We start from the raw sequence: 17,673 nt of genomic DNA, 5'->3' as shown, positions 1-17,673 counted from the left end.
TCAAGAGTGGGCGGACCAGCCAATCTGTCGGGCACAGGGGTGGCGGCACGGTCAACGAGGGCCCGACACGGGCCGGGTCCTCGGACCGCGAGATGGTCCCCGAGGGGGTGTTCCACGTAGCCGCGGTCGACGCCGCGTGAATAGACTGAAGTAATGAGTCCGCAAAACGGCGACGACAGCGGAACGGTGATCGCGGCAGTCCTTGAGCGTAATCCGGCCGCGCTCACCGCCGAGGAGATCGGATCCGTGGCCAGGATTCCACTGACGTTGATCGGAAGCAGGCTGCGCGAGACGAACGCCGGAACCCCGCTCACCGCTCCGCAAAGCCTGGTTCTGAGTCAGCTCACCAGTACGGACGCCTTGCCGATCACCGAGCTCGCGGCGGCGGACGGCCGTGCTGTCTCGACGATGACAGAGATCGTCGGCAGGTTGGCCAAGGCCGGCCTCGTCCGCAAGCACAATGGGACCGAGGACCTGCGACAGGTCCTGGTGAGCATCACCGACGCGGGCCGCGACGCCCTCGCCGGAAGCCAGCGCCTCAGGAACGAGTGGCTCGCCATTCGCGTAGCCGCACTGCCGGAGGACGAACGAGTCGCACTCGCGGCCGCGCTGCCGGCGCTGTGGAAGCTCGCCGAGATCGATCCACGAGCCTGGCCCCGGCTCGGCCCGCGAGCGGACCACCGCCCCAGACGTCGACGCAGCACGCGGCGGAGCGCTGACGCCTAGCCGACCAGCGACAGCACCAGTCGAGATCGATCACGGCGTAGGAACGTCGGTCTCGTGGAGGATCTCATGGCTACGGCGGTCTTGGCGCTTGCCAGGCCACCGGTGAGCAGCAGTGCTTTGATCTGGCTCATGTTTCGCCGCCGGTGATGACCGCGACCACGGTTGTCCCCGGGGGGATGCTCCCGGAGGCGATCAGGTCGAGGATTCCGTACATCATCTTGGCTACGTAGATGCGGTCGAGGCGGATGCCGTGACGATTGTCGAAGTCTTCGATGAACGTGGACAGTTCTGGGGTTGTACGGGCGTAGCCGCCGAAATGGTATGTGGTTTCGAGGTGCCAGTTTGTTGTCGCGTGGCCGAGGGTTTCGTGTTGGAGGCGGGTGATCTCGTCGGTGAGGAAGGTGCCGCCGCGTAACGCGGAGAAGCCGATGGCTCGCTGGCCGGGGGAGAGTCCGGCGGCGATTCCGGCGAGGGTGCCGCCGGTGCCGACCGGGCAACAGATCACGTCAAAAGGGGTATCGGACGAAATTTCGCCTGGTAGTTCCATACATCCGCGGACGGCCGCCGGGTTGGAACCGCCCTCGGGGAGGATCCGGTAACCCGGATACTCGCCGCGCAACCAATCAAGAACCTCAGGGGTGCGCTTAAGCCGATATGTCGAACGATCCAGGTACCTGAGCCGCATCCCGCGCCCCGCCGCGTACGCGAGCACCGGATTCAACGGCAGCCGCTCCTCCCCCCGGATCACCCCAACGGTCGCGAACCCATACCTCTCCCCCGCGGCCGCCACCGCCCGAATGTGGTTCGAGTACGCCCCGCCAAACGTCAGCACCGGCTCCAACGCCCCGACGTTGTACTTCAACTTCCTCCACTTATTTCCCGAAATTTCGCCCCATATCAAGTCATCGCGCTTGAGCAGCACCCGTACTCCATGCACCCGATCGTCCTCCAGCGGAACGACCGGCGACACCACCTCACCCACCCCCCAAGGCTGGCATATCCCCCAAGACTCGCTACCCTACGGTGAGCCCGTTGTTGAGGAGTGTTCGCTTATGCGCGTTCTTGATGCTTTTTCGGAAGCGTACGACAAGTCCCCAGAAGGCATCTGGTACGCCCCAGGCCGGGTCAACCTGATCGGCGAACACACCGACTACAACGACGGCCTCGTCCTCCCCTTCGCCGTTCCCTGGGGCGTCACCCTCGCCGCCAGCCCCCGCCAGGACGACACGATCCGCCTGATCTCCCTGCAAGCGGGCACCCAGACCATCGACTCCCTCGAAGACGCCCACGGCTGGGCCCGCTACCCCACCGGCGTCTTCTGGGCCCTCCGCCGCGAGGGCCTCCCGGTCCGCGGCGCCGACATCGTCATCGACGGCGACATCCCCGAAGGCGCCGGCCTCTCCTCCAGCGCCGCCCTCGAAGTCGCCACCGCCTTCGCCCTCAACGACCTTTACGCCCTGGCCCAATCCCCGCTCGCGCTCGCCAGGATCAGCCAGCTCGCCGAGAACGACTTCGCCGGCATGCCCTGCGGCATCATGGACCAGGCCACCTCCGCCCTGGCCAAGGAGGGCCACGCCCTCCTCCTCGACTGCCGCTCCCTGGCCAGCCGCCACATCCCCTTCGACCTTCCCGCACACGGCCTGCGCCTGCTGATCATCAACACCAACGTCAGACACGCCCTCGCCGACGGCCAGTACGCCCGCCGCCGCCAGGAATGCGAAAACGCCGCAAAACACCTCGGCGTACCCGCTCTCCGCGACGTCACCGACCTGGCCGGCGCCCTCGCCCTCCTCAAAGGCGACGAACGCAAGCGCACCCAGCACGTAGTCACCGAAAACCACCGGGTAGAAGCCCTGATCGGCCTGCTCAGAGCCAACGCGGTCACCGAGATCGGCGCCCTCCTCAACGCCTCCCACCTATCACTCCGCGACCAGTTCGAGGTCTCCTGCCCCGAACTCGACGTCGCCGTCGAGTCCGCCCTCCGCGGCGGCGCCCGCGGCGCCCGCATGACCGGCGGCGGCTTCGGCGGCTCCGCCATCGCCCTAGTCTCCGCCGACCGCACCGAATCCGTCGAAGCCACCGTCAAAGCCGCATACGCCGACCGCTCCTGGCACCCCCCAACCATCCTCACCGCAACCCCAGCCGCAGGCGCCCACCGCCTCAGCTAGAGGACCGACGCGAAGCGGGTCAGTTTGCGGGTGGGCGGGCGGAGACGCAGACCGATTGGTTGCGGTGGAACTCCCACCCACCCACCCTTTGCTTCTTACCGGGGCTGCCGCCCCGCCCCCACGGTCGCCGTGGCCGTTGCCGCCCACCCTTGCTTCCTACCGGGCTGCCGCCCCGCGGTCGCCATGGCCACCTACCGGCTACGAACCTCAGCCCTCACGGCCCGACCTGAACCCGCACTGATCACGGTGCCGTGAGCGGGGGGAATTCCGGTGGGCGGCGTTCCAGGAAGCTGGCGACGCCTTCGGTGAAGTCGGGGCGGCTGAACGATTCGAGCATCAGGCGTTCGGCGGCATCGCGGGAGTCCTCCAGGCCCTTGTCCCAGTCGCCCCACACCTGGCGCTTGATCACCGCCATCGACGCGGGCGAACAGTTCGTGGCCAGGTCCCGCGCATAGGCGAGGGTCTCAGCCAGTAGCTGCTCGCCCGGTATGGCGCGCAGCGCGAGCCCCATGTGCGCCGCCTCGACGCCGGTGAACGTCCGGCCCGACATCAGCACGTCCAGGGCCCGGGCCTGCCCGATGAGCTTGGGCAGCACCCACGCCATGCCGTACTCCGCGATGAGGCCGCGGCGGGTGAACGCCGTGGTCCACTTGGCGTCGGCCGCTGTGAAGACGAGGTCGCAGACGAGCGCGTGCACCATGCCGAGCCCCGCGCAGGCGCCGTTGACGGCCGCGATGATCGGCTTGTTGATCGACACCGGATGGGTGTTCGGTCGTTTGTCGGGTTCTCCGGTGTACTCGCCGGTCTGGATGGCGGTGAGCGTCTGGAAGTCCGCGCCCGCGCAGAAGCCCTTGCCCGCGCCGGTCACCACGATGACCCGCACGTCGGGGTCCTGCTCGGCTTCCTCCAGCAGGTCGAAGTAGCGGCGTCCCATCTCGTCGGTCCACGCGTTCAGCCGTTCCGGCCGGTTGAACGTGAGCACGAGCACGCCGTCGGCCAGGTCGGTCAGCACCAGTTCCTCGGTCATGGGATCCCCTCTCAGGACCGAATTATGTTCTATCTGTTGTCGGAGCGGCAACAGCGGGGTGGTGGGCGAAGGCGGGCGTCAGCCGTACATCGTCGTAATAGCGATGGAAGACCGGCGTGAGCGCGCCCGAGAGCGGCGGCACGATCCAGGACCAGTCGGCCGGGCAGACCCGGCCGGAACGTTCCTCTTTCTCCAGGTGGGTCATGAAACGTCGCGCTTCGGTGTGATGGTCGGTCATGGTAACCCCCGCTTCGGCGAAGGAGTGCAGCACGGCGACGTTGAGTTCGACCAGGGCGTGGTCACGCCAGAGCGTGCGCTCGTTACTGGTGTCCATGCCCAGATGGCGGGCGATCAGCGGCAACTGGTCGTATCGGTCGGTGTCGGCGAGGTTACGCGCGCCGATCTCGGTGCCCATGTACCAGCCGTTGAAAGGCGCCGCGGGGTAACAGAGTCCCCCGATCTCCAGGCACATGTTGGAGATCGCGGGCACAGCATGCCAGCGCAGGCCGAGCTGCCCGAACCACGGATAATGCGGATGGGTGATCGGCACTTCCATGATCACCTCAGCGGGCAGGGTACGGAGCTCGGTGACCCCTTTGACGTCGATCAGCAGCGGGAGCACGTCGAACCGGCCGCCGGGAGGCTGCCAGCCGAGCACCCGCGCCTGATCCGTGAAGTCGGCGTAGAGCGGATCCCCCACGATCGAGCCGTCCGGCTGGCGATGACCCGCATACCGGATGAGCTGTTCGTTCCTGATCCTGGCCGCCCGACGCCCCGGACGGTCAGGGGCGAACACGGTGATCGTCGGACGAATCCTCCCCTTGTTCCCCGCGACGCGCAGATGCTCCACGCACTCATCGGTGATCCCGTCGGCGGTGTCCACATGCCGCCGATCCCTGATCCGCAGCGACTTCCAGTACAGCCTCCCGATGCACCGGCTGCTGTTCCGCCACGCCACCCGCGCCCCGAACGCCAGCTCGCCCGGCGTATGCGTGTAACTCCCGGTCCGATCGATCTCGGTGAGAACATCCCGCAGCCTGGGCCGTACCGACCCCGCAGACGGATTCTCCGCATGATAAAGCCGGATGAACTCCTCCGCCGCTGCCTTATCCACCCCCTCATCCTCGTTCTGTACGGCTTTCGCGACCCTCTTCCACCACGTGCCCACGTTGAAAAACCGCCACATTCCACTCGCGGGCCCCCACGCCGATTCCGGGCGGCGCTGTGACCCTCTAGCGGTGGCCCTCCCCCACCACTGCGCATGTCGATCCGCGGCAGCCACGCCTCCAGGCGCAGCAGATCACATTTTCTGCCACTGTCCGACGATTTGTCATCCAAATCTGTGCACGAATGACGACGGAACGTTGCGAGCCTTTCCATCCCACTACTGCGAGAATCCCGGCAGACACACTAAGTAGCCACAGGAGGCCCGATGAACCCCATGATCGCCATCCTCGGGCCCACCCTGGTCCTCACCGCCGGATGCGAAACGATCTCAATCGAGCGCCTGGCCCCGAACAGCCTCCACCTCGCCACCGTCCAGCACCACCTGACCCAGCAGTGGGGACTCCAGTTCGACGAAGGCCACAGCCCCCACCAAACCACCCGTCACGGCAGCGTCAACCAACCCTCGGGCGGCCGCCTATCCGCCATCCTCGCCGGCCGCATCCCCGGCCAAGTCCGAACAATCTCCTGCCAGGCCTACGGCAGCCCCCCAGCAACAGCCACCGACTTCCTCCGCGCCTGCGCCAGCCTCCCCTTCCCCAACCAACCCGCAACCGTCCTCCCCACCCCCAACTGGCCCCGCTACCACCGCACCACCATCAACGGCATCCACTACCGCCTAACCGCACTCCCCGAAAAATCCCTCTGGGTCCTCCGCCTAGCAATGCCCGACAGTTCCCCTTCGCCCTAGACAGGCGTCAAACGAAAACCTCGCAACCAGGACGACCAGTGAGATCCAACGAAACTAGCGACCACTTACCCAAAAACGACAACGCGCTAGCAACCACCGCCGACAGCGCTGCAAAACTCCCCCTGGGAGGCGCCTGGGTTCAAGTGCTCTTCGCAACGCACCTGATCACGGAGCAGGAGACGACTGGTTCGGTGCGGAGGATCCGCGCAGGGAGCCGGTCCGGACGCTGACGGCCGACGGCATCGCGGTTGCGTCCGACGATGTCGATCCGTTTCGCCGGTGCTTCGGGATGCCGGCGCGTGACCCAAGGGGCGTGTTGATAGCGAGACGAGAACCCAAGCGCAGGCTGGATGTGGAACTGGCGGCCGGTGCTGTCAGGAGTGTGAACGGTCGAGCGTAACGGGCTGCGCCTCACATCGAGGGCTCGGAGGGCCACCCTGTGTAACAACAAGAGGATGCCCAAGCGAGCGAACTTCGCTAGACCCGTTTTCCGCACACGGCGCTTCATCGCAGGTCAGCCGCTATAGCCGATCCGGCACCGGCCGTAATCAGAGCTGATCAAGCGTGGTGACGTGCGGAAAACGGGGCTAGAAGGCCAGCCAGCGAGATCCAACGAAACCAGCAACCGCTCACTCAATAACGGCAACGCGCTAGCAACCTCAGGGGGCGTGGGGGGCCGTGCCCCCCACACGGGGGGTTCGGGGGGTCGCCCCCCGTGTAAACGCGAGAAGGCCTGCGGGAGCAAGCTCCGCTTGCGACCACAGACCTTCGACTTCGAGCTCCCGCGATAGGACTCGAACCTATAACCTGCCGGTTAACAGCCGGCTGCTCTGCCGATTGAGCTACACGGGATTGCCGCCGCCTTGCGATCCGGCCTTTCGGCCTTCCTTGCGGCGCGGAACTAGATTAGCGCACTCGGGGGGTGGTCTGTCACATCCATTTGGGGACATCGGCTGAGGTTGGATAGATGCTGTTCCTGGGGGTAGGGACCGGTTAGACATGAGCCGGGAGGTGGAAGATGCGGAACAAGCTGATGTTCGCCGCTGGGCTGGGTGTGGGTTATGTCCTCGGCACCCGGGCGGGTCGCGAGCGCTACGAGCAGATCAAGGGTGCGGCGCAGCGGGTGGCCGACAATCCGCGCGTTCAGGAGGCGGCGGGGTTGCTGGGGGCTCGGGTGTCCAGGGCCGCGAACGCCGCGAAGGACATGGCCGACGACAAGTTCGGCGGCCACGTTCCCTTTCGCGGCAAGTCCGAGCGCCACGAACGGGAGACGGTGACCAGCCCGACCGGCTGGCCCGAATCCGACACGCCCCGCGTTACCTGACCCCGATATTTCCCGACTTGCCCGCTGGCCAGGATGGCGAGCCCTCGCACTCCCGACCATCTCCAGCCCGGGGCAGGATGGCACGCCTTCGCACCTCCCGACCATCTTTCCGCCTGCCCAGTGGCGAGCCGTCAACACCTCCCGACCAACGTTGCGCCCGCGGAGTGGCGAGCCGTGAGGACCTCGCGACCGTCTTTCCGCCCGCCGAGTGGCGAGCCGTCCGCGTTTCGCGACCATGATTCCGCCCGCAGGATGGCGAGCGCCTCCCGACCAACTTTTCCGCCCGCGGAGTGGCGAGCCGTGAACATCTCACGAGCATGTTTCCGCCGCCGAGTGGCAAGCCGTCCGCGCCTCGCGACCGTCTTTCCGCCCGCAGGATGGCGAGTCGTCAGCGCCTCGCAGCCATCTTTCGACCGCAAAGGCAAGCTGTCAGCGTCCAGCTCCGCCGGTAGCGCCCGTCAGACGCCCAGGGCGCGTCTGACCTCTTCCAGTGCCTGCTCTACGGCCGCGCGGACGCCCGGGTCGGTGGGGTCGAGTTCAGGGTCGTACACGAACTCCCACTCGACCGTGTCCCGGCCCGCGATGCGCCGTGCCACCAACCGCACGCCTCCGCGCTCGCTGAGCCGCACATACCTGCTCGCCAGAATCGAGTTGGTGACCCGCTCTCTGATCGTCTCCGGCAGCAGCCCGGGCTCCGGCAGGTCCACCCGATGCTGCCTGCCCCCGGTCATGACGACCGTCACCCCCTCCTGATCCCAGACGGCCCGGTCCACCTCATACCAGGGCACTCGGAGCCCACCAGGCAGGTGCAACGCCTCCAGAGTCGCGACCGCGTAGCCACCCCCAGCCGTCAGCGCATGGCTGAGCGGCCGCTCCCCATGCAAAGCGGTACGAACATCAGCGGGAAGCCGGGACCCAAAAAGACGCATAAGAAGAAACTACTGGACCGGGGATCACGAGAAGCGAACGGCCGCGCCCGGAGGCGCGGCCGTTCAGAAAACGCCTCAATCCAGGTAGTCCCGCAACATCTGGGCACGCGTAGGGTGGCGGAGTTTGGCCAGGGTCTTCGATTCGATTTGACGGATTCGTTCCCGGGTTACGCCGAACTCGCGACCCACCTCTTCCAGCGTCCGCGGATGCCCGTCAGCGAGCCCGAACCGCAGCTGGATGATGCGCTGCTCCCGCTCGGACAACGTCGCCAGGATGTCGTCCAGCTGGTCCTGCAGCATGATGAAGGCAGCCGCCTCGATCGGCACCACGGCGTCCGCGTCCTCGATGAAGTCACCCAGGTCGGAGTCCTCCTCGCCGATGGGGGACTGCAGCGAGACCGGCTCCTGCGCGATGCGCTGAATCTCGATCACCCGATCGATGGGCAGGTCCATTTCCGCGGCGATCTCCTCCGGCGCGGGTTCGCGGCCGAGATCCTGGTGAAGCTGGCGCTGCACGCGGACCAATTTGTTGATCGTCTCCACCATGTGGACGGGAATTCGAATAGTTCGCGCCTGATCCGCGATCGCGCGTGTGATCGCCTGGCGAATCCACCAGGTGGCGTACGTCGAAAACTTATATCCCTTGGTGTAGTCGAATTTCTCGACCGCACGGATGAGACCGAGATTGCCTTCCTGGATCAGGTCCAGGAACAACATTCCGCGGCCGACATAGCGTTTCGCGATGGAGACCACGAGGCGGAGGTTGGCCTCGATCAGGCGTTGTTTGGCGCGGACGCCCTCCCAGACCAGGTCCTCGAACTCGGGACGGGCGACCCGGATGGACGGGGTCTCGCAGAGCTTGTCCTCGGCGAAGAGGCCGGCCTCGATGGCCTTGGCGAGTTCCACCTCCTCCTCGGCCGTGAGCAGCGGCACCCGGCCGATCTCCCGCAGGTAGATGCGGACCAGGTCGCTGGTCGGGGCTCGCTTGCCGACGTCCTCCTCGTCGGGCTTGGCGGTCTCCTCGTCGCCTTGCGGCTCAAGGACCTCGACCCCGTTCTCGGCGAGCATGCGCACGACGCGCTCCAGCGCGTCCGCAGGCAGCTCGGATCGGTCGAGCGCGGCGGCCACGTCGTCAACCGTGACGCTTCCGCGCTCCCTTCCCTTCACGACGAGCTCCGCCACCTGGTCTACCGATGGCGGCCCGCTTGGTAGCACCGATGCACCCACGGAACACAGTCTGCGGTATAGGCACAACAAAACGGCAGGCCTATTTTTGTCACCCAAGGTAAGACCTACGTCATTACCGAATCGATATCAAACCAATGTTTCGGCGCTGTGAGATCAGGAAAGTATTGTTATTCACGCCCCGGCGGCGCGTTCTCTCAACACGCGTCGCTGCTGCTCCAGCGCCACCAGTTCGGCGAACATCCGGTTGTACTCCTGCTGTTCGTCGATCGGGTTGAGGCGTTGCATTCGCGATTTCAATCGGTCCAACGCGCGGCCTACGGTGATCTCCTGGAGTTTGGTGAGAACTCCCGCGCCGTATCGTTCTTCGGTGTTCACCTCGGCGCGAACGGGTTCCACCGCGAATCGGGTGACGAGCGGGCGCAGGTCCTCGCCGGCGCCGTTGAGCAGCCGTTCGACCCACTCCCGGCCGCCGGAGCCGCCGGCCGCGGTGCCGCCGGTCTCCTGGAGGAGCTGGTAGAGGGCGCTGTGCTCGGGCTGGGTGAAGGCGTCGGCGCCGAGGGCGTCGAACTCGGGGCCGAGCAGGGCGGGGCGCTGGACGGCCAGCTTGAGCGCCTCAGCCTCCAGCCGGGCCATCGGATCCATCGGCTCCTTGCGGCCGCTGACGCGGGCGGGCCGGGCCGCGGGGCGCGTCTCCGCGGGGCGGGCGGCGATCTCCTGGATGCGCTCGACCACGAATCGTTCGTTCATGAAGCCGAGCCAGCGGTCGAGATCCACCGCGTACATCCCGCGCAGCGCGCGGTCCTTGATCGAGGCGACCACGGGGGCGGCGGCGTCCAGGGCGGAGAGTTTGCCCTCGTTGGTGTTGAGGTCGAAGCGGGAGATGACGCTGCGGATGGCGAAGGCGAACAGCGGCTCGCGGCTCGCGACCAGGTCCCGGACGGCCGCGTCGCCCTGTTTGACCCGCAGGTCGCACGGGTCGAGGCCGTCGGGCTGGACCGCGACATAGGTCTGGGTGACGAACTTCTGCTCGTCCTGGAAGGCGCGCAGGGCGGCCTTCTGCCCCGCCGAGTCGCCGTCGAAGGTGAAGATCACCTCGCCCTGGCCCTGGTCGAACAGGATGCGCCTGAGCACCTTGATGTGGTCCTCGCCGAAGGCGGTGCCGCAGGTGGCCACGGCGGTCGGCACCCCGGCCAGGTGCAGGGCCATGACGTCGGTGTAGCCCTCGACGATGACGGCCTGGGAACGCTTGGAGATCTCCCGTTTGGCCAGGTCGATCCCGTACAGCACAGAACTCTTGTGGTAGATCGGGCTTTCCGGGGTGTTGAGGTATTTGGGGCCGTCGTCGGCGTCCAGCAGCTTGCGGGCGCCGAAGCCGATGACGTCGCCGGTGATCTCGCGGATCGGCCAGATCAGGCGGCCGCGGAAGCGGTCGCGCGGGCCGCGGCGGCCTTCGGCGGCCAGGCCGCCGCGGAGCAGTTCCTGGCTGGTGAAGCCGCGGGCCAGCAGGTGGCGGGTGAGGGCTTCCCACTCGTTGGGGGCGTAGCCGATGCCGAAGTGCTCGGCGTCGACGCGTTCGAAGCCGCGCTCGGACAGGAACCGGCGGCCGGCGGCGGCCTCGGGGGTGGACAGCTGGGAGACGTAGTATTCGGCGGCGGCGCGGTGCGCCTCGATCAGCCGGGAGCGTTCGCCCTGCTGCCGCCCGGGGACGTAGCCGCCCTGCTCGTAGCGGAGCTGGAGGCCGACCCGCTGGGCCAGCCGCTCGACCGCCTCGGCGAAGGTCAGCGCGTCGATCTTCTGGATGAAGGTGATGACGTCGCCGCCCTCGGAGCAGCCGAAGCAGAAGTACATGCCCCGCGCGGGGGTGACGTTGAACGAGGGCGACTTCTCATCGTGGAAGGGGCAGAGCCCTTTCAGGTTGCCGCCGCCCGCGTTGCGCAGTTGCACGTAGTCGCCCACGACATCGGCGATCTGCGCGCGTTCGCGTACGAGCGCGATGTCCTCATCACTGATCCGGCCTGCCACGTCGCGAGTCTATTGGCCGGAACGGGCGGGCTCGACGTTCAATGGGACGATCACCTTGGGCTCCTCCTCCTCGGGCTTCTGGGTGGGTTTGGGTTTCGGCTCCTGCGGCTTGCCCGCGCACAGCACCGAGCACGCCGGGAGCGTGCCAACCCGTTCGCGCACCGCCAGCATGGCCGCCCGGGGGGAGAACGTGCGGTTGCCGTCCCACCAGGCGTCCAGGAACGTCCAGGGGTCGACCATGCCGCGCCGGATCCACCAGTACTGCGGCGGCGCCGGCCAGCTGACCGCGAAATACAGATTACTCGCCGTGCTCCGGGCGTTGCCCGTGTTGCCCACCCGGCCGAGCAGCCGCCCCGCCTTGACCTTCACTCCTGGCCGGATGCCGGGCGCAACCGTATCGAGGTGCCCGCCGAGGTAGAGCACGCCGTCCTCGCCGAGCACGGTGACATACCGGCCCTCCCGGTGGGCGCCCTGGTCGGTGGAGGGTTTCCACTTGTTCTGCACGTTGACCTCGCGCACCACGCCGTCCACGGGGGCCACGAAGGCGCAGCCGCGCCCGGCCCAGATGGTGGTCTTGGGCAGCACCAGCCGCTTGCGCTCGTAGGTGGTCTTGCAGCCCTTGACCGGGTAGACGTAGCGGAACCGGGAGACCTTGGGCGGGGGCAGCCGGACGGGCTCGTCACCCGGCGGGGGCACGATGGCCGCGGCGAACGTCGGGCCCGGCGTGGCGGTGCCCTCCACGGTCGGGTCGGCGGCCGACAGCGCGCGCGGCGAGGGGGGATTGGTGCTCACGCCCGCCACTCCTGCCGGTGCGCTGCACGCGGCCGTGAGCAGAACGAGCGCCAGTGTCCCCGATCGCATGATCTCCACCTGCGTGACGGTATCGAAACTCTTCCTCTCTTTTGTAACCGACCAGCATGACGATTCGGACTAGAACGGGGTTTCCGGGTCGGCCAGCTCGGCCGGGTCCACCTGGCGGCCGGACCGGATCAGCGCCTGGATGTCGTCGACGACGTCCCAGACGTTGACGTTCATGCCGGCGATCACCCGGCCCTGCCGCAGCCAGAACGCGATGAACTCCAGGTCCGCACCCCGGATGACGACCTGGTCGTGGCCCTCGATGTCGCCGGAGAACTCCATGCCCAGTTCGAACTGGTCGGTGTAGAAGTAGGGCAGCAGGTCGTAGCTGACCGGGAGGCCCATCATGGCGCGGGCGGCGGCCGGGCCCTGGTTGAGGGCGTTGGCCCAGTGCTCGATCCGGATCCGGCGGCCGAGCAGCGGGTGGGCGGCCTCGGCCACGTCCCCGGCGGCGAAGATGGCGGGGTCGCTGGTGCGCAGGGACGCGTCGACCAGGATGCCGGTGCCGACGTCGAGCCCGGCGCCGGCGGCCAGCTCGATGTTGGGGGCGGCGCCGATGCCGACCACCACGTCGTCGGCCGGGAGCGACTCGCCGCCGGAGATCTCCACGGCGCGCACGTGCCCGCCCTCGCCGCGCAGCCGGGTCACGGACGCGCCGAGGCGGAACTCGACGCCGTTGCGCCGGTGCAGGTCGGCGAAGACCTCGCCGATCCTGCTGCCGAGGGTGCGGTTCAGCGGGGTCGGCTCGGGTTCGACGACGACCACGCGGCACCCGGCCTTGCGGGCGGCGGCGGCCGTCTCCAGGCCGATCCAGCCCGCCCCGATGATCACCACGTCGCCGCCGTGGCCGAAGGCGGCCCGCAGCGCCTGGCTGTCGGCCAGGGTGCGCAGGTAGTGCACGCCGTCCAGGTCCGCGCCGTCCACCGGCAGCGGGCGCGGCGTGGACCCGGTCGCGATCAGCAGCCGCAGGTACGGCAGCCGCTCCCCCGTCCCCAGCTCGACCACCTGCTCCCCGGGCACCACCCGGGTGGCCGGTACGCCGAGGCGCAGGTCCACGTCGTGCGCGCGGTACCAGCCGTCCTCGTGCACGTAGACCTCGGGCAGCTCGGCCGAGCCCTGCAGGTAGCCCTTGGAGAGCGGCGGCCGCTCGTACGGGCGTTCCTGCTCGGCCGCGATGATCGTCACCGGTCCGTCGAACCCCTCCGCCCGGAGGGTCTCGGCAGCCTTGGCACCGGCCAGGCCACCACCGATAATGACGAACCGCGAATCGTGATGAGACATGTCAGGGTGCTCCTTCCCTATGGCCGATCCTCGCACCTGTGGGCAACCTCCGCGCCGTAAGTCGTATGTCCCGGCTTGGCCGCGCCTGTGTCTGGACTGAGGAACGCAGGTCGCGGAGCGGCCGGAGTGACGAGGGAAGACGCAGGCGCGGCCAAGCCCGCCGATCCGGAGGATCGGCCATAAACACAGCTACCTGGCCGTCAGGCGCCCGTGCAGGGCGATGGCGGAGGCGTCGGTGAGGGAGGCGATCTGGTCGACCACGGCGCGCAGCCGCCCGGCGTCGCCCGCCGCGAGTTCGAAGGCGGGGCGGAGCGCGGGCTCCAGGGTGGCGGGCGCGCCCAGCATGATCAGCGAGGCCAGCTCGGCGATGAGCTCGCGCTGCCGTCCCTGGGTGGCGTGGTGGTCGTCCCGGGTCATCACGTAGTGCGCGGTGATGCCTTTGAGCAGGGCGCACTCCAGCCGGGTGAGGCGCGGCACGATCAGATCGGCGTCGTGGCGGCCGGCCGACTCGGCCGGATAGGCGGCCCTGGTGGCTTCCTGGGCGGAGCGGCAGAACCGGCCGATGGTGGTGCTGGTGAGGCGTTTGAGCGCGGCCAGGTCGGCCAGGCCGCCGTCGAAGTGGGCGGGCCAGACCGGTTCGGCGACCAGGCGGGCGAAGATGTCCTCCAGCTCGCCCAGGTCGGTGTCGGGCGCGTACCAGGCGCGGGTGGTGCGGCAGACCTCCCGGCGCTCCTCGGGGTCGCGGAGCGCCTTGGGGGTGACATGGCCGGAGTGCAGCGCGTCCTCCAGGTCGTGCACGGAGTAGGCGACGTCGTCGGCCCAGTCCATGATCTGCGCCTCGAAGCTGACCCGGCCGGGCGGGGCGCCTTGCCGTACCCAGTCGAAGACCGGCCGGTCGTCCGGGTAGACGCAGTATTTGGGGCCGGATTCGCGGGTCCACGGGTATTTGATGGCGGCGTCCAGGGCGGCGCGGGTGAGGTTGAGCCCGGCGCTGCGGTCGTCCTCGGTGAGGACCTTGGCCTCCAGCCGGGTGAGCAGCCGCAGGCTCTGCGCGTTGCCCTCGAAGCCGCCGCAGCGGGCGGCCACCGCGTTCAGGGCGGTCTCGCCGTTGTGGCCGAAGGGCGGGTGGCCGAGGTCGTGGGCCAGGCAGGCGGTCTCCACCAGGTCAGGGTCGCGGCCCAGGACTCCGGCCATCTCGCGGCCGATCTGGGCGCATTCCAGGGAGTGGGTGAGCCGGGTGCGCGGGCTGTGCATGCCGCGCTCGCCGGGGGTGACGACCTGCGTCTTGGCCGCCAGGCGGCGCAGCGCGTCACTGTGCAGGACGCGCGCCCGGTCCCGCTCGAACGGCCCGCGCTCGGTGTGGCTCGGCGGTTCGGGAACCCATCGTGCCTGGTCGTGTTCGGTGTACGGCGTCACGAGTCCCCCTTTCTCTGCAAGGGAGATTGACGAGGAGAGTGAGACAGTACCCGCAAACACCGCTCTCAACGACAAACGCGATGGAAACAGTGGCCCCTAGTCCGTTGGCGACCGGGCGCGAACGCCCGGTCGCCAAGATGGCTACCGGGTGTCGGATCCGGCGCTGCTCAGCGCGGCCCGGCCCGCCTCCAGCCGGGCCACCGGGACCCGGAACGGCGAGCAGGAGACGTAGTCGAGGCCGATCTCATGGCAGAACCGGACGGAGTCGGGGTCGCCGCCGTGCTCGCCGCAGATGCCCAGCTTCAGGTCGGGCCTGGCGCCGCGCCCCTCCTCGACCGCGATCCGCATCAGGCGGCCGACGCCGTCCCGGTCCAGGGACTCGAACGGCGACACCCCGAAGATCCCCAGATCCAGATATTTCCCGAAGAAGGAGGCTTCGACGTCGTCGCGGGAGAAGCCCCAGGTCATCTGGGTGAGGTCGTTGGTGCCGAAGGAGAAGAACTGGGCGGCCTCGGCGATCTGCCCAGCGGTCAGCGCGGCGCGCGGGACCTCGATCATGGTGCCGATCAGGGCGTGCACGCCGGCCTCGGCGAGGATGTGGAGCGCCTCCTCGCGTACGCTCTCCAGCTCCTGGACCGCGCCGACCAGCGGGATCATGATCTCGGCGCGGGCCTTCGTCGCCTGCCGGGCCGCCTGGGCGATCGCGCGGACCTGCATGGCGAACAGGCCGGGGATGACCAGGCCGAGCCGTACCCCGCGCAGGCCGAGCATCGGGTTCTGCTCGTGCAGCCGCTTGACGGCGGCGAGCAGCCGGGCGTCCTTGTCGGTTCCGGCGCCGGTGGCCACCTTGACCGACAGCTCCACAAGGTCGGGCAGGAACTCGTGCAGCGGCGGGTCGATCAGCCGGATCGTCACCGGCAGCCCGGCCATCGCCTCGAACAGGCCGGTGAAGTCGGCCTTCTGCAGGGGTTCCAGGGCGTCCAGGGCGGACTGCCGCTCGGCCGGGGTCTCGGCCAGGACCAGGTCCTCGACCAGCTGGCGGCGCTCGCCCAGGAACATGTGCTCGGTGCGGCACAGGCCGATGCCCTGCGCGCCGAACCGCCGGGCCCGGGCCGCGTCCTCGGGGGTGTCGGCGTTGGCGCGGACGGCCAGCCGCCTGCTGCCGTCCGCGTGCGCCATGATCCGGTGCACGGCGGCCACCAGCTCGTCGCCGGACGGCATGCCCTCGAAGTACTCCACCACGGGCGAGGCCACCACGGGCACCTCGCCCAGGTAGACCGCGCCGGTGGTGCCGTCGATGGAGATGACGTCGCCCTCCTCGACGACTCTTTCCTTAATGTCGGTGCCGCCGACGGTGCAGCGGCGGGCCCTGGCGTCCACCTCCAGCGCCTCGGCGCCGCAGACGCAGGTCTTGCCCATGCCCCGGGCCACCACGGCGGCGTGCGAGGTCTTGCCGCCGCGCGAGGTCAGCACGCCCCTGGCGGCGATCATGCCGGAGAGATCGTCGGGGTTGGTCTCGCGCCGTACCAGGATGACGTCCACGCCCCGGGCGGCGAGTTCGACGGCGCGGTCGGAGGAGAAGACGGCCCGGCCGACGGCCGCGCCGGGGGAGGCGTTCATGCCCTTGGTCAGCAGCGTGTTCTTCGCGCCGTCGGCGAAGCGGGGGAACATCAGCTGGGCGAGCTGGTCGCCGGTGCACCGCACGACGGCCTCGTCGATGTCGATGAGGCCCTCGTCGACGAGCTGCACGGCGATCCGGAAGGCCGCGGCGGCGGTCCGCTTGCCGACCCGGGTCTGCAACATCCAGAGCTTGCCGCGCTCGATGGTGAACTCGATGTCGCACAGGTCCCGGTAGTGGCCCTCCAGGCGGGCCATGATGTCCAGGAGCTCCTGGTAGGAGGTCGGGTCGATCTTCTCCAGGTCCTGCAGCGGGACGGTGTTGCGGATGCCCGCCACCACGTCCTCGCCCTGCGCGTTCTGCAGGTAGTCGCCGTAGACGCCCTGCTGCCCGGAGGCGGGGTCGCGGGTGAAGGCGACGCCGGTGCCGGAGTCCATGCCGAGGTTGCCGAAGACCATGGCGACCACGTTGACGGCCGTGCCGAGGTCGGCGGGGATGCGCTCCTGGCGCCGGTAGAGCACCGCGCGCGGCGCGTTCCAGGAGTCGAAGACCGCGCGGATGGCCAGCTCCATCTGCTCGCGCGGGTCACCGGGGAACTCCCGGCCCTTCTCGGCCCGCACGATCTCCTTGTACGTCCCGACCAACCGCTGGAAATCCGCCGCGTCCAGATCGAGGTCGCCCCGGCCGCCCTTGAGCTCTTCCAGCGCCTCCTCGAACTTCTCCCCGTCGATGCCGAGCACGGTCCGGCCGAACATCTGGATCAGCCGCCGGTAGGAGTCCCACGCGAACCGCTCGTTGCCCGACTTGGCGCCCAGCCCGTGCACGGAGGCGTCGTTGAGGCCGATGTTGAGGACGGTCTCCATCATGCCGGGCATCGAGAATTTGGCCCCGGAACGTACGCTCACCAGCAGCGGGTCCTCGGGGTCGCCGAGGCGCTTGCCCATGGCCGCCTCCAGCTTGGCCAGGTGTGTGGCGATCTCCTCGACCGGAATCTCGCCGTCCGCCAGATACTTCCGGCACGCCTCGGTGGTGATGGTGAACCCGGGAGGCACGGGAAGACCCAGATTGCTCATTTCCGCGAGATTGGCGCCCTTGCCGCCGAGTAGATCGCGAAGATCCTTGTTCCCCTCGGTGAAGTCGTAGACGTATTTCGGCACGATGAGCTCCTTCAGCAAACGCAGACCGACCCCGCCTTTCAGGA

The 17,673-nt window shown here is 68.5% G+C and carries 14 protein-coding genes and 1 tRNA gene; 4 read left to right on the top strand and 11 right to left on the bottom strand.

Annotated features, from left to right (window positions below; translation table 11 throughout):
• Positions 1-153: 153 nt before the first annotated feature.
• Entirely contained in the window at positions 154-726 is a 573-nt protein-coding gene (locus ABGB08_RS27230) for a MarR family transcriptional regulator (protein WP_347595134.1), read from the top strand.
• 127 nt (positions 727-853) lie between these two features.
• On the opposite strand, the gene ABGB08_RS27225 is transcribed toward ABGB08_RS27230, so the two are convergent.
• Positions 854-1,708 (bottom strand): pyridoxal-phosphate dependent enzyme, encoded by an 855-nt coding sequence (locus ABGB08_RS27225; RefSeq protein WP_347595131.1) that lies wholly within the window; start codon positions 1,706-1,708, stop codon positions 854-856.
• A 70-nt stretch (positions 1,709-1,778) separates the two neighbouring features.
• On the opposite strand from ABGB08_RS27225, the gene galK reads away from it, so the two are divergent.
• Positions 1,779-2,894: a galactokinase gene (gene galK, locus ABGB08_RS27220; protein ID WP_347595128.1), complete on the top strand. Its 1,116-nt coding sequence runs from the start codon at positions 1,779-1,781 to the stop codon at positions 2,892-2,894.
• 241 nt (positions 2,895-3,135) lie between these two features.
• Here galK and ABGB08_RS27215 read toward each other — a convergent pair whose 3' ends face one another.
• Both ABGB08_RS27215 and ABGB08_RS27210 read right to left on the bottom strand, forming a co-directional pair.
• A complete protein-coding gene (locus ABGB08_RS27215; protein WP_347595125.1) occupies positions 3,136-3,921 on the bottom strand; it encodes an enoyl-CoA hydratase in 786 nt (261 codons plus the stop codon).
• A gap of 22 nt (positions 3,922-3,943) precedes the next feature.
• Positions 3,944-5,035: a nitric oxide synthase oxygenase gene (locus ABGB08_RS27210; RefSeq protein ID WP_347595122.1), complete on the bottom strand. Its 1,092-nt coding sequence runs from the start codon at positions 5,033-5,035 to the stop codon at positions 3,944-3,946.
• Between the two features lie 318 nt (positions 5,036-5,353).
• Here ABGB08_RS27210 and ABGB08_RS27205 point away from each other — a divergent pair, with 318 nt between their 5' ends.
• Positions 5,354-5,836 (top strand): hypothetical protein, encoded by a 483-nt coding sequence (locus ABGB08_RS27205; protein WP_347595119.1) that lies wholly within the window; start codon positions 5,354-5,356, stop codon positions 5,834-5,836.
• 779 nt (positions 5,837-6,615) lie between these two features.
• Here the strand turns inward: ABGB08_RS27205 and ABGB08_RS27200 are convergent.
• Positions 6,616-6,688, bottom strand: a tRNA-Asn gene (locus ABGB08_RS27200).
• A 166-nt stretch (positions 6,689-6,854) separates the two neighbouring features.
• On the opposite strand from ABGB08_RS27200, the gene ABGB08_RS27195 reads away from it, so the two are divergent.
• On the top strand, positions 6,855-7,160 hold the full coding sequence (locus ABGB08_RS27195) for a YtxH domain-containing protein (protein WP_347595116.1): 306 nt from the start codon (positions 6,855-6,857) through the stop codon (positions 7,158-7,160).
• A 458-nt stretch (positions 7,161-7,618) separates the two neighbouring features.
• On the opposite strand, the gene ABGB08_RS27190 is transcribed toward ABGB08_RS27195, so the two are convergent.
• From ABGB08_RS27190 to ppdK, 7 genes are all read right to left on the bottom strand, one after another.
• Positions 7,619-8,089: a hypothetical protein gene (locus ABGB08_RS27190; protein WP_347595113.1), complete on the bottom strand. Its 471-nt coding sequence runs from the start codon at positions 8,087-8,089 to the stop codon at positions 7,619-7,621.
• A gap of 75 nt (positions 8,090-8,164) precedes the next feature.
• Positions 8,165-9,304 carry an RNA polymerase sigma factor RpoD gene (rpoD, locus tag ABGB08_RS27185; protein WP_155338147.1) on the bottom strand — a complete coding sequence of 380 codons (1,140 nt, stop codon included), beginning with the start codon at positions 9,302-9,304 and terminating at the stop codon, positions 8,165-8,167.
• A 144-nt stretch (positions 9,305-9,448) separates the two neighbouring features.
• Positions 9,449-11,299, bottom strand: coding sequence for a DNA primase (dnaG, locus tag ABGB08_RS27180; RefSeq protein ID WP_347595110.1), 1,851 nt, complete (start codon positions 11,297-11,299; stop codon positions 9,449-9,451).
• A 9-nt stretch (positions 11,300-11,308) separates the two neighbouring features.
• A complete protein-coding gene (locus ABGB08_RS27175) occupies positions 11,309-12,091 on the bottom strand; it encodes a M23 family metallopeptidase (RefSeq protein ID WP_347595107.1) in 783 nt (260 codons plus the stop codon).
• Between the two features lie 138 nt (positions 12,092-12,229).
• On the bottom strand, positions 12,230-13,438 hold the full coding sequence (locus ABGB08_RS27170) for an FAD-dependent oxidoreductase (RefSeq protein ID WP_347595104.1): 1,209 nt from the start codon (positions 13,436-13,438) through the stop codon (positions 12,230-12,232).
• 189 nt (positions 13,439-13,627) lie between these two features.
• Complete coding sequence (locus ABGB08_RS27165; protein ID WP_347595101.1) at positions 13,628-14,854, bottom strand: deoxyguanosinetriphosphate triphosphohydrolase; 1,227 nt, start codon at positions 14,852-14,854, stop codon at positions 13,628-13,630.
• Positions 14,855-14,995: 141 nt separating this feature from the next.
• Positions 14,996-17,629 (bottom strand): pyruvate, phosphate dikinase, encoded by a 2,634-nt coding sequence (gene ppdK, locus ABGB08_RS27160; protein ID WP_347595098.1) that lies wholly within the window; start codon positions 17,627-17,629, stop codon positions 14,996-14,998.
• Between the last annotated feature and the right edge of the window lie 44 nt (positions 17,630-17,673).

This window comes from Acrocarpospora sp. B8E8 (assembly GCF_039871605.1).
Classification (GTDB): Bacteria; Actinomycetota; Actinomycetes; order Streptosporangiales; family Streptosporangiaceae; genus Acrocarpospora; species Acrocarpospora macrocephala.
Note: the sequence above shows the minus strand (reverse complement) of the source record. Positions and strands in the feature narration are given on the sequence as shown.

Excerpts from the sequence above, each read along its gene's own strand:
- ABGB08_RS27170 (WP_347595104.1), bottom strand. The coding sequence starts at position 13,438 with ATGTCTCATCACGATTCGCGGTTCGTCATTATCGGTGGTGGCCTGGCC.
- ABGB08_RS27230 (WP_347595134.1), top strand. The coding sequence starts at position 154 with ATGAGTCCGCAAAACGGCGACGACAGCGGAACGGTGATCGCGGCAGTC.
- ABGB08_RS27190 (WP_347595113.1), bottom strand. The coding sequence starts at position 8,089 with ATGCGTCTTTTTGGGTCCCGGCTTCCCGCTGATGTTCGTACCGCTTTG.
- ABGB08_RS27205 (WP_347595119.1), top strand. The coding sequence starts at position 5,354 with ATGAACCCCATGATCGCCATCCTCGGGCCCACCCTGGTCCTCACCGCC.
- galK (WP_347595128.1), top strand. The coding sequence starts at position 1,779 with ATGCGCGTTCTTGATGCTTTTTCGGAAGCGTACGACAAGTCCCCAGAA.
- ABGB08_RS27195 (WP_347595116.1), top strand. The coding sequence starts at position 6,855 with ATGCGGAACAAGCTGATGTTCGCCGCTGGGCTGGGTGTGGGTTATGTC.
- ABGB08_RS27215 (WP_347595125.1), bottom strand. The coding sequence starts at position 3,921 with ATGACCGAGGAACTGGTGCTGACCGACCTGGCCGACGGCGTGCTCGTG.